The 12,252-nt window shown below is 73.7% G+C and carries 6 protein-coding genes; 3 read left to right on the forward strand and 3 right to left on the reverse strand.

From position 1 onward, the window contains the following. The first annotated feature begins 32 nt into the window (after nucleotides 1-32). Nucleotides 33-1,235 (forward strand): MFS transporter, encoded by a 1,203-nt coding sequence (locus AB0C26_RS33915; RefSeq protein ID WP_360255929.1) that lies wholly within the window; start codon nucleotides 33-35, stop codon nucleotides 1,233-1,235. Nucleotides 1,236-1,361: 126 nt separating this feature from the next. Here the strand turns inward: AB0C26_RS33915 and AB0C26_RS33920 are convergent, their stop codons facing one another. Further along, on the reverse strand, nucleotides 1,362-1,709 hold the full coding sequence (locus AB0C26_RS33920; RefSeq protein ID WP_360255931.1) for a hypothetical protein: 348 nt from the start codon (nucleotides 1,707-1,709) through the stop codon (nucleotides 1,362-1,364). Nucleotides 1,710-1,860: 151 nt separating this feature from the next. Between AB0C26_RS33920 and AB0C26_RS33925 the strand changes: the two genes are divergently transcribed. After that, the gene (locus AB0C26_RS33925; protein ID WP_360255934.1) at nucleotides 1,861-2,484 is read left to right on the forward strand and encodes a TetR family transcriptional regulator C-terminal domain-containing protein; all 624 of its coding nucleotides are present in this window, start codon (nucleotides 1,861-1,863) and stop codon (nucleotides 2,482-2,484) included. A gap of 230 nt (nucleotides 2,485-2,714) precedes the next feature. On the opposite strand, the gene AB0C26_RS33930 is transcribed toward AB0C26_RS33925, so the two are convergent. Continuing rightward, nucleotides 2,715-7,991: a diguanylate cyclase gene (locus AB0C26_RS33930; RefSeq protein WP_360255936.1), complete on the reverse strand. Its 5,277-nt coding sequence runs from the start codon at nucleotides 7,989-7,991 to the stop codon at nucleotides 2,715-2,717. An 85-nt stretch (nucleotides 7,992-8,076) separates the two neighbouring features. On the opposite strand from AB0C26_RS33930, the gene AB0C26_RS33935 reads away from it, so the two are divergent. Beyond that, nucleotides 8,077-9,681 carry a methyl-accepting chemotaxis protein gene (locus AB0C26_RS33935; RefSeq protein WP_360255938.1) on the forward strand — a complete coding sequence of 535 codons (1,605 nt, stop codon included), beginning with the start codon at nucleotides 8,077-8,079 and terminating at the stop codon, nucleotides 9,679-9,681. Here the strand turns inward: AB0C26_RS33935 and rph are convergent. Beyond that, nucleotides 9,671-12,106, reverse strand: coding sequence for a rifamycin-inactivating phosphotransferase (rph, locus tag AB0C26_RS33940; protein ID WP_360255941.1), 2,436 nt, complete (start codon nucleotides 12,104-12,106; stop codon nucleotides 9,671-9,673). The genes AB0C26_RS33935 and rph overlap by 11 nt on opposite strands. Between the last annotated feature and the right edge of the window lie 146 nt (nucleotides 12,107-12,252).

Genomic DNA, 12,252 nt, shown 5'->3' on the forward strand with positions numbered 1-12,252 from the left:
CCCGCTCCGTTCGGACCGCCGAGGCTCAGCGCATGACTGTCGCCGACCGACCGGCCACCTACCGCGAGGTGTTCGCCGAGCCCACGTTCCGCGCCCTGTTCGCCGCGCGGACGCTCGCCATCGGCGCCAACTCGCTGCAGATCTTCGCGCTCTCCGTCCTGGTCTACGCGGGCACGGGTTCGCCGCTGCTGAGCGCGCTGGCCTTCGCCGCCGGCTTCCTGCCCCAGTTCGCCGGCGGACTGCTGCTCGGCTCCCTCACCGACCGCCTCCCGGCCCGCCGCCTGATCACCATCGGCTACGCGGTCGAGGCGGCACTGGCCGCCCTGCTCGGCCTGGCCCACCTGCCGGTGACCGCGAGCCTGCTGCTGGTCGCCCTGGTCGCCACCGGTACACCTGTCTTCGCCGGCGCCGCCGCCCGCGTCATAGCCGAACGTCTGACCGGCGACGCGTACGTCCTGGGCCGTTCGGTGTCGAACATGTCCTCCTCGGCCGCCCAGCTCCTGGGCCTGGCCGGCGGCGGCGTGGCGGTCGCCGCCGTCGGCGCCCGCCCGGCCCTGCTGGTGGCCGCCCTGTGCTTCGCCGTCGCCGCGGCCGCCGCCCGCCTCGGCCTCCCCGCCGACACCGCGACTCCACCCCGCCCGCCCTCCTCCGGCCGGAGCGGAGCGGTCCGCGACAGCTGGGTGGGTGCCAAGGCGACGCTTTCCGACCGTACGATCCGCCGGTTGCTCCTGGTGCAGTGGCTGCCCTCGGCCCTGATCGCCGGCGCCGAGGCGCTGCTCGTCTCGTACGGCGGCAAGCGTGGTTTCCCGCCCGGAGCCGGCGCCGTCCTGATGGCCGCACCGGCCGTCGGCATGCTGCTGGGCAACTTCGCCGTGGGCCGCTTCCTGCGCCCCAGCCTCCGGGAGCGTTTCGCCGGCGCCTTCGTCGTCGTCCTGGGCGCCCCGCTGATCGCCCTGCTGCTCGCCCCGCCCTTCCCGATCGTCGTGGCGCTGCTGACCGTGGCCGGCACCGGATACGCGTACGGCCTCGGTGTCCAACGGGCCTTTCTGGACGCCGCGCCCGCCGACCGCCGTGGCCAGCTCTTCGCCCTGTTCTCCACCGGCTTGATGGCCCTGCAAGGCGTGGGCCCGCTCCTGCTGGGAGTGGTCGCCGAGGCCACCACTCCCACCTTGGCCATCGCCCTGGCCGGCGCCGCCACCGTCCTCATCGCCCCCGCCCTGCGCTCCCGCCCTTGATCGGCCTTCGTAACCGTTTCGGCGCGTCCCTGATCCATGCGCTCCTCCAGTTCACCGGTGTTCGGCCGTTCGACCCCACGGGTCGTCCCGCTGGTCATTCGGCACCGCCTGTTCGCGGGCGGGGCCTCAGCCGTCGGCCGGTGAGCGGCGGCGCCCGGCCAGCACGGCCACCGCGAGCCCGGCCTGCGCCGCCGGTACGACCAGCGCCGCCGTCGTCAGGCCGCCCGCCGCCGCGTGCATCGCCGTCATCACCGCGGCCAGCACGATCAGATCGCGCCACGCCGCCCCGTCGTCCGGTCGCCGCCACAAGTGGACGCCGCACCGTACGCAAACCAGCGACAGCAACAGCAGCCCGGCCGTGAGGACCAGCCCGTGACGGGCGTGCTCCCCCGCCAGCGCGACATGCCACCCGGCGCCCAGCACTCCGATCGCCGCCGCCAGCCGGCCGGCGGTGCACACGGCGCCTCGCGTCACGGGCTGTCCTCCGGGCGGGAAGGGGTCGAGCGCTGAGTGTGCCACACGCGAGCGCTATTTTGAGCGCCCGCTCGACCACGACGCCGTCTGTGTAACCTGACCCGATTCGGGAATGCGGGCCCGAACGGCCGCTACATGAGGAGAAAGTTCGTTGCCCAAGATCGTCGACCACGACCAGCGCCGCAGCGAGATCGTCGAGGCGTTCCTGTCCGTGGTCGCCCGCAAAGGCCTGCCCGCCGCGACCAGCCGCGCCATCGCCACCGAGCTCGGCGTGGGCACCGGCGCGCTCTGGCACTACTTCGACGGCTTCGACGCCGTCACCGCCGCGGCGTACCAGCGGGTCTTCGAGCGCACGAACGAGCGGATAGCCGGCGCCTCCACCGGACTGCGGGGCCTGGCCGCGGTGGACGCGATGATGCGCGAGATACTGCCGCTGGCGAAGGAGACGCTGGACGAGGCCCAGGTGGTCGTCGGTTTCTGGGGCCGCCTGGCCGCCAACGAGACGCTGTCCGCGGCCGAGGCCGACGTGAGCGACCACTGGGGCGGCCGCCTCGGCCATCACCTGCGCGAGGCCGTCGACGACGGCGAGCTGACCGCCGGCACGCCGGTGGACGGCATCGTCGACCTTCTGCTGTCGATCGCCGTCGGCCAGCAGGTGCACGCCGTCATGGCCACCCCGTTGATGGACCCGGCCCGGCAGCTCGCCCTGATCGAGCAGTGCCTGGCCCCTTGGCGCCCCACCCGCGCTCACGATCAGGAGGCCGTCACCAGGTAGGCCGCCGACACCCAGACGCCGTCGGGGCGTTCGCACGCATCCGCCGGCACACCCAGGACGCGCAGCGGAAGCGCGAAGACCTCGTTGAGCCGCCGCCGGATCGGCGGAGAACATCACCGGCGGCTGCCGCCCGGCGAGAGCTTTCCCGTACGGCGGCGGGCCGCTCCCGCGAGGCCCGCCGTCGCCGCGCGGAGTCGGCGTTCCGTCGCTCGTTGGGCGGCGTCACTCGTTCAGGAAACCACGACCCGGTTGCGGCCGGTGTCCTTGGCCCGGTAGAGGGCATGGTCGGCCCGGGCCAGAAGCTGGTCGAGCGATTCACCGGCGGCGAGCTGGGTGAGTCCGACGCTGATGGTGACGGGCAGCGCACCGGCGGAGGTCGGCACCGGTGTGTCGGCCACGGCGCGGCGCATGCGCTCGGCCAGCCCGGGCGCGTCGGCGTGGTCGGGCAGCACGACGGCGAACTCCTCACCGCCGTACCGGCCGAGGACATCGGAGACACGGATGCTCTCGCGGACCCGCGCCGCCACGGTGCGGATCACCTCGTCGCCGACCCCATGCCCGTACGTGTCGTTGACGTTCTTGAACTTGTCGATGTCAATCATCGCGGCGGCCAGCGGACGATCCCCGCGAGAGGCGACATCGACGAGGGCGCCGGCCAGCGCGTAGAAGTGCCGCCGGTTGTGCTGCCCGGTCAGCTCATCGGTGGTGGCCAGCTCCTGCACGCGACTGAAGAGCCAGGCATTGTCGTACGCGGTCATCCCCTGCGTCGCCAGCGCCGACACCAGCTGAACCGCCGACTCGTCGAACGAGGCCCCACCAAGCAGAACCACGGCGGCCCGCCCCGTACGGCATTCGAGCGGCACCGCCAGCTCCCCGCTGGCCAGAACCGAAATTCCGGAAATGTCCGAAGAGGGCGAGGCCGCGGTGGGCGGGGCGGCGCTGGGCGAGGCCGTGCTGGGCGAGGCCGCGGTGGGCGGGGCGGCGCTGGGCGAGGCCGCGCTGGGCTCAGCGGCGTTTGACAGGGCTGGCGTGGGACGGGCGGGACCCGGTGGGGCAGCACGGGATGTGCTCGGTGAGGCGGCGGGAGACGGCGCGGTGGTGGGCGGTGGGGCGGTTCCGGGCGGTGTGGCGGCGCTGGGCAGAGCCGGGCTGGGCGGGGGCCAGTCGGCGGCGCTGGGCAGAGCCGGGCTGGGCGGGGGCCAGTCGGCGGCGCTGGGCAGAGCCGGGCTGGGCGGGGGCCAGTCGGCGGTACCGGCTATGTCGATGAGCTCGCCGGCTACGTACAGGCGGGAAGACGTGGCGCCGGTCTGGGTGTGCAAGGTGGTGAACAGGCGGCGGAGCAGCTGGGACGGGTCGTGCAGGCCGCTCAGTTCGGCCAGGGAAGCCCGCAACGTCTCGGCGAACGCCTGCTGGCGGCGGGCCGTCTGGACGGCCAGGTGCAGTTGGGCCGAGCGGGCCGTCTCCAGCGACACCGCCAGGTGGCTGCTCACCGCGGTCAGCACCTCGATGTCGTCGGCGGTGAACACTCCGCGGGCCATCCGGCTGTCCATGTAGATCACGCCGAGCGTTGTTCCCTTGAAGCGGACCGGCACCACCAGCACGCTGCGCAGTCCATGCTGGACCGCGCTGCGTGAGCCCAGCGCCGCGCCCTCCTCGGTGCCCGTCAGCACGATCGCCTCGCCGTCGGCCGCGACCCGGTGGACCAGCGAACGGGCGTACGGCGAGGAGACCTCCCCGGCGTACGGCACCGGTTCCCCCCGCTCGTCGAGCAGGAAGAACAGCGCCCGTTCGGCGCCGAGGATGCGCAGCAGCTCGTCGAGGGTGACGCGGGCCAGTTGGACCGGGTCGAGGATGTTCGCCGCGGCCGCCGCGACCTGCTGGAGCACCTCGAGGCGGCGGCCGCCGGCGCGATGGTCGACCACCGTCACCCGGGCCGTTCCTCCCCGCTCCACGCCGAACTCGGCGCGGGCCTGGCGGCGGCGCTGCTCCCAGCCGTACTGGGTGGCCAGGCTGAGCGCGAGCCGCGCCTGCCGTTCGGCCTCGTTCGCCTGGCCCAGGGCGCGGAAGGCGCGCGCCCGGAAGCGGGCGACCTCGAAGTGCACGAGCGGGGCGTCGGCCGTACGGGCGACTCTCTCCGCTTTGTCGCTCCACTCGATGGACCGGGTGTGCTCGCCCTGGAAGAACGCGAGGGCCGACTCGCCGATCAGGTAGCCGGATTCGAGGATGGGCGAGAACTTGCGGACCCGGCGCAGGTCGGCGACCGCGGCCCGGGCCGCCTCGAGGCGCGCCGGCCCGGGGTCGAGGCGCAGCTGGGCCATCCGGCCGTGCGACTGGAAGGCGTAGATCAGTTTGTGCTGGGTCATCAGGTCGCGGTCGCGCAGGCCGAGCGACTTGAACTCGTCGATGACGGCGTCGAAGCCGGGGCCGAACTCGCCCTCCTCGACCGCCGCGCAGGCGGCCGCGACCAGGATGTTGGCCCGCTGTACCGGCGCATACTCCGAAACCGACCGCAGATCCGCCAACGCCGTCGCCGCCTCTCCGGGCCTTCCCTCCATCGCCGGGACCATCACGCCGAGCATGCTGAACGACGTGCCGCGGGCGGTCGCCGGGTCGGCCAGCACCGCCAGCCCGCGCTCGTACTCGGCGCGCGCCTCCCGCACGTACCCGCGCAGCAGCAGCCGCAGCCCGAGCGTGGCGTGCCCGGGCAGCAGCTGGGCCGGGCCGTACCACCGCCGGTTGGCCGCGATCGTCGCCATCCACGCGCTGCCGTCGTCGCGGGCGCCGAAGAGCAGCCCGCATCCGCGCAGCCATTCCACGTAGGCCATCAGCGCCGGGTCGTTGAGCGAGGCCGCCATCCGGGCCGCCCGCTCCAGGCAGCGCGCGGCCGGGCCGGACAGCCGCAGCACGTACGCGACGTAGCCCAGCAGCGCGTAGACACGGACGTATTCCGCGCCGACGCCGAGCCGGTTGACCGCGTACAGGGCCCGCATCCCCAGCATTCCGGCCTCGCGCAGCCGGAGTCCGACCGCCGCCGCGAAGCCGCCCGCGTCGAGGGTGGCGGCCAGCAGGGCGAGTTCGTCCCGCCGTCGTCCTTCGGCGGTGCCGAATCCCCATCGGGTACGGCGGACGAGCCCGCCCGCGAACGCGACGCCGAGCGCCCGCGCCACGCGCGGCATCGGCCGGCCCAGTTCGGCCAGGGCCCGCCCGGCGGCGTCGAGGGCCTTGTCGTCGTTCCAGACCGTGTGGTGCAGCTCGACCTCGGTGATGAGCAGCCGGACCCGGGCGTTCCGGTCCTTCTCCACCGCGAGGGCGCGGTCGATGGTGGCGCCCGCGTCGGCGAACCGGCCCGCCCGCAGATAGGCCACGGCCAGGGGGTGCAGCACCGCCGGGGTGCCGTCGGCCGCGTACTCCAGATAGCCGATCGCGTCGCCCGCCGCGTGGTCGTCGAGCGCGCGCAGCCCGGCGGCCAGCGCGCAGGCCCGGCGCTTCTCGACCGGCACCAGGTCGCCGGCGCCCCGGCGGTGCCGCGCCAGCGCGTACACGTAATCGCTGTCCCGCAGGGACTCCGGCAGCTCCTCCAGCTTCTCGGCCAGGGCCGCGTGCAGCTCTTCCCGGGGCCGGTCGCCCAGCACATCGTCGCCCAGCAGCTCGTCACGCAGCAGCGGATGCATGAAGCTGTACCAGCCGCCGGTCTCCACCTGCAGGATGCGCCGTTCGACCGCGCCCGCGACCGCCGCCACCACCCGGTCGGCGTCGCCCGGCATCGCCTCGGTGCGGAAGCGGGGCCCGGCCAGCGCCGCCGCCACCAGTACCTCGCGGTCCGGTTCGGGCAGGCCGTCGAGCCGGGCCGCGAGCAGCGCGCGCACGTCGTCGGCGGCCGGCAGCGCCGCCGCGCCGGCCTCGTCCAGGCGCCAGGCGCCCCACAGCGGGCTGAGCAGGCCGGCGTCGATCAATTGCCAGAGGTACGCGACGACGGCCATCGGCGAGCCGCCCGTCCGGTCGGCCACGTGCCGGGTCAGTTCGGCCGTGACCGCCGCGCCGGGCAGGCGGGACGCGACCAGCTCGTCAACCGCCGCCGGCCCCAGCGGCGAGCAGGTCAGCACCAGATCGGCCTCGGTGAACCGGCGGTCGACCTCGGTGAGCACGACCAGCAGCGGCAGCGCCGCCAGTTCGGGGGTGAGCCGGGCCAGCACCTCACGGGAGCCCGGGTCGAGCCACTGGGCGTCGTCGAGCACGACCATCAGCCCGCCGCAGCGGCGCGACAGGTCGGCCAGGAACGCGACCACGGCCGCGATGCCGGCCTCCTCGCCGCCGGCGCCGCCGCCGATCAGCTCGGCCAGGCGCGGCGAGAGCCGGGACAGCAGGGCCGCCCCGGAAGCGGCCGCGGCCGCCCGGACGTGCTCCTCGGCCGTGGCCCGGTCCGGCGCGGGCAGCCGCCGAAGCGCCTGGAGATAGCCGTCGACGGCCGCGCGCAGGGCGGACAGCGGCGTCGCCGCGTCCCGCTGCCCGGCCGCCCGCAGCACCGGGAAGCCGGCCGCGGCGACGGCCGCCTCGTCGGCCAGGCGGCTTCGGCCCGAGCCGGCGGCGCCGCGGATCAGCGCCACGCCGCCGCGCCCGTCCCGCGCCCGCTGCCAGCGGGTGACCAGGGCCTGCCGCTCGGCCTCGCGGCCGCAGAGCGGCCAGCGGCCGGCCGCGGGTTTGCCGGCCGCCTCCCCGCCGGGGCAGGCCCGCAGGTCGGCCAGGAGCGCCGCCGCGTCCGGGTAACGGTCGTCGGGGTCCTTGGCCAGCAGCCGGGACACCACGGCCGCGAGCACGGCGGGGACGCCGTCGGTGGCGGCCAGGTCGGGTACCGGGGCAACCAGGTGCAGGCGCAGCAGGTCACCGACGTCGGCCGCCTCGAACGGCAGGCGGCCGGTGAGGCACTCGAAGAGCACGACGCCGAGCGAGTAGAGGTCGGAGCGGCCGTCCACCGGGCGCTTGAGCATCCCGGACTGCTCCGGCGCGGCGTAGAGGAAGGTGCCGACCGCGCGGTCGCCCGGGTCGTCCTCCGGGCCGAGCTGGGCCAGGCCGAAATCGATCAGACGGGCCGGGCGGCCGGGGGCCATGATGATGTTGCCGGGTTTGACGTCGCGGTGCACCAGTCCGACCCGGTGGGCGGCGGCCAGGCCGCGGGCGAGCTCGGCCGCGATGCCGACCGCGCGGGCGGCCGGCAGCGCCCCGGTGGCGATCACGTCGGCCAGCGGACGGCCCGGGAGGTACTCGAGCACCAGGGCCGGGTCGCCGTCGAGCAGTCCGACGGCGTGCACCCGGGTCACCGAGGGGTCGTCGACGCAGCCCAGCAGCGCCGCCTCGCGCCGGAAGCCGGCGAGCATGTCGGGCGCCGTCCGGGCCGGGCGTTTCACGGCGTACTCCCGGCCGTCGCGCACCGCCCGGTGGACCGTGGTGAAAGCGCCCCGGCCGAGCTCGTCGCGGACCTCGAGGCCGGTGAGCTCGACGGCGCTGGTCATCACCAAGTACCCATCGGCCCTACTCGGCGCGACTTGACGAAAACGGCGCGCTCAGGCGATTGCGTTTCCTGCCGAAGGGACGATCGTGACATTCGTTCGCCGGTTGCGGTTGCGCAGCAGGCTCGCCGCGGGTTTCACCGTGGTGCTGCTGCTGCTCGGGGTGGTCGTCGGTATCGGTGTGGTCGCGCTGCACCGCCAGTCCGAATCGGCCGACAAGATGCGTGAGCTGCAGGGCCTCGTGCACAAGGTCGACGAGCAGAAGTTCTACAACGGCGACATCTCCGGGTGGCAGATCGCGTACGCGTGGGACGTCTACCGGCTCGGCTACGCCACGGCGGTCAAGCCGACGTCCGACAACCGGGCGGGCTTCCTGGCCGACAAGGAGAAGATCGAGACGGCGCTGGACCAGATGCCGACCGGCCTGATGTCCAGCGGCGAGAAGGCGATCTACGACCAGATCACCGACCAGTGGACCGCCTACTGGGCGGCCGACGACAAGATCGTGGCCGCGTTCGCCAAGAACGACGTGGCCGGCGGCAACGCCATCATCCTGGGCGCCGGCTACGACATCTACTTCAAGATCGTCCAGCTCACCGACAGCCTGGTCGCGGCGGTGACCGCGCGGGCCGAGACGACGGCCACCGACGCGCAGAACTCGGCGGCCGACGCCCGTACCGTGATGATCATCGGCTTTGTCCTGGCCGCGATCGCAGCGGTGCTGCTGGTCCTGATGGTCACCCGCAGCGTGACCGGCCCGCTGGGCCGCGTCGTGGAGGCGCTGCACGCGCTGGCCAAGGGCGATCTCTCGGTACGGGTGGCCGACCCGGCCGGCGACGAGGCGGGCGACATGGCCCGCGCGGCCGACGCCGCCGCCGAGGGGCTGCGCGACACCGTCACCAGCATCAGCGGCGACGCCCGGGAACTGGCGGCCGCGGCCGACACCCTGTACCGGGTCAGCAACCAGATCGACAGCTCGGTACGCACCGCCTATGAGCAGGCCGACGTGGTCGCCGGCACGGCCGGCGGGGTCAGCGGCAACGTGCAGACGGTGGCCGCGGGCGCCGAGCAGATGGGCGCCTCCATCTCGGAGATCTCCCGCAACGCGGCCGACGCGGCCGGGGTGGCCTCCTCGGCGGTGAGCGCGGCCCGCGACACCAGCGCCACCATCAACCGCCTGGGCGACTCGTCGGCCGAGATCGGCAGCGTCATCGGCACCATCCAGGCCATCGCCGCCCAGACCAACCTGCTCGCCCTGAACGCGACCATCGAGGCGGCCCGGGCCGGCGAGCTCGGCAAGGGCTTCGCCGTGGTCGCCTCGGAGGTCAAGGACCTGGCCCAGGAGACCGCCCGGGCCACCGAGGAGATCTCCCAGCGGATCACCGCGATCCAGGCCGACACCGGCGAGGCGGTGGCCGCCATCGACGGCATCAGCCAGATCATCCAGCAGATCAGCGACTACCAGACCACGATCGCCTCGGCGGTGGAGGAGCAGAGCGCCACCACGGCCGAGATGAACCGCGGGGTCAGCGAGGCCGCCGACGGGGCCAACGACATCGCCCGCGGCATCTCCGGTGTCGCCCAGAGCACGGCCACCTCCCGCGACGCGGTGGCCGAGGCGACCTCGGCCGCCGGCGCGGTGAACACCCTGGCCGAGCGGCTCCGGTCGGCGGTCGACCGCTTCACGGTGTGACGATCTCGACGTAGCCGTCGGTGCCGTGCACCCGGATCCGCTGACCGTCTTCGATCAGCCGGGTAGCGTTCTCGACACCGACCACGGCGGGCAGGCCGTACTCCCGGGCGATCACCGCGCCGTGTGTCATCTGCCCGCCGACCTCGGTCACCAGCCCGGCGATCTGCACGAAGGCGGGCGTCCAGCTGGGATCGGTGTACGCGGTGACCAGGATGTCGCCCGGCTCGAAGTCGGCGCCGGCCATGTCGGCCACCACCCGGGCCCGGCCCTCGACCGTGCCGGCCGAGACCGGTAGCCCGGCCAGCGCACCCGGCGGCAGGCCCTCCGTCCGGTAGGAGCCGGTGACGGCCTCGCCCTCCGAGGTGAGCACGCGCGGCGCCACGAGCGACCGGTAGGAGGCGAACGCCGCCCGGCGCTGCCCGATGAGGTCGTGATCGGCCCGCTGCGTCCGTACGACCTCGGAAAGCTCCTCGAGACTCAGGTAGTAGATGTCGTCCGAGCGCGTGATCACACCGGCCGCGACCAGGCGCGCGGCCTCGGCGAGCAGCGCCTTCTTGTAGACGAAGTAGCGGCTGACCAGGTGATATTTCGGGTATTCGCGATAGCCGGCGAAGGTGCGGAGCTGGTCGATCATCCGCTTGGTCTCCGCGGCCTCGGCCTCGGGCAGGCCGCTCAGCACCTCCCGCTCCTTCTCACGAGCCTTGCGCCGGCCCTCCTCGACGCGCCGCGCGTGCTCGCCGGGCGCGGCGTTGCGGACGTTGCTCAGGATCATCGGCACGATCGCGCCCGGGTCCTCACTCCAGCGCGGCCGGGTGATGTCGATCTCCCCCACACACCGCATGCCGTACGCGTCGAGATAGCCCCGGATCGCCTCGCGGGCCGCCTCGGGCAGCCGGTCGAGGTCGTCCGGCGATTCCTCCAGCAACGCCACCGCCCGCGGGTCGGCGCGGACGACGTCGGCCACGTCCAGCAGCGCCAGGCCCATCTCCGAGGTGACGTTGTTCGGCGCGGCCAGCGTCAGCGTGTCGGCCACACCCTTCTCGAAACGCTCGTCGAGCCACCAGGTGGCCCGCATGCCCGCCATGATCGCCGGCATGTTCCGCGGGTCGAACAGGATCTGCCGGATCCCCTTCACGTCGGCGATGACGAAATCGAGAAGCTCCGCCCCGGTCCGGCCCCGGATGGCGTCCTTCAAGGTGGCCAGCGACGCCTCCCGCTGCGCGATCAGCTCGGCCACGATGGCCGGGTCGGCGTCGATCGGCTCCGGCGCGGTGGTGACGACGTGCGGGCTGTCGTCCGGCGCCACGGTGACGAAGTCCCGCTCGGCGACGGCCCGCAGCGCCCCGCCCGTCAACGGGTCGGAGCGCTCGAAGGCGGCGACGAAAGCGGGGCCCAGCCGCGCGGTGGCGTCGACGAACAGCCGGCCGCCGGCGTCGACCATGTTCCCCGGCGAGGTCAGCTTCCACACCGAGAGCCCGAGCGGCCGCATCGCCTCGGTCATCATCTGCTGGTGCCCCACCGAGACGTACACCCGGTTCTCGTCGTCGGGAGCGACCGGAACCGGGAAGAGCGTGGTGATCGGCCGGCTCTGCACGATCGCGAACCCGTCGTCGTCGAGGCACCACTCGATGTCCTGCGGCCGCCCGAAGTGCGCCTCGATCCGCCGCCCCAGCTCGGCCAGCCGCACGATCTCGGCGTCGCTCAGAGCAGGCAGCTTCCGCCGTTCCGGCGAGATCTCCTGCTCGACGGTCCCGCCCCCGGTCCGCGGCCGGATCGCGAGCCGCTTGGCCCCGATGGTCTTGCTGAGGACGACCCCGTCACGCACCTTGTAGACGTCCGCGTGCACGAGTCCCGAGACAAGCGCCTCCCCCAGCCCGAACCCGGCGTCGATGGACACGACCCGCCGGTTCCCGTTGACCGGATCGGCGGTGAACATGATCCCCGCCGCCCGGGGAACAACCATCCGCTGCACCACGACGGCCATCCGCACGTCACGATCGGCCCCCGCCCGAAGCCGATAGGCGACGGCCCGCTCGGTGAACAGCGACCCCCAGCATCGCCTCACCCGATCCAGAATCCCGTCCAGACCCACAACATTGAGGTACGTGTCGTGCTGCCCCGCGAAGGAAGCAGCGGCCGAGTCCTCGGAGGTGGCACTGGACCGCACCGCGTACGCCCGCCCGGCCTCGACCCGCCCGGCGATCGCCGCGACCAGCTCGTCCGGCATCGCCGCCGTCTGCACCGCCCGCCTCAGTTCGTCCCCCGCGTCCAGCCGCTCCCGGACGACGGACTCGAAGGCCGCTGTGGTCACACAGAAACCCTCGGGAACCCGTACGCCGTCGACGCGCAGCAGCTCCCCGAGATGCGCCCCCTTGCCGCCTACGTCGCCGACCCGCCCCCGGTCGACGTCCGCCAGATCCACCACAAAGCCACCCACCGCAACCCGCCCTTTCACCGGCACGGCACGCATTCTGCGCGTTCCACCGGGCCTTGCGGCAAGCCCCCACATCCGCTATAGCTTAGAAGTGGGAGGGGTTCGCCTCTCCCTTTTTCATGCCTCGGCTTCGACGC

This window comes from Actinoplanes sp. NPDC048796, from assembly GCF_040650035.1.
Taxonomy (GTDB): domain Bacteria; phylum Actinomycetota; class Actinomycetes; order Mycobacteriales; family Micromonosporaceae; genus Actinoplanes.

Excerpts from the sequence above, each read along its gene's own strand:
- AB0C26_RS33915 (WP_360255929.1), top strand. The coding sequence starts at position 33 with ATGACTGTCGCCGACCGACCGGCCACCTACCGCGAGGTGTTCGCCGAG.
- AB0C26_RS33930 (WP_360255936.1), bottom strand. The coding sequence starts at position 7,991 with ATGACCAGCGCCGTCGAGCTCACCGGCCTCGAGGTCCGCGACGAGCTC.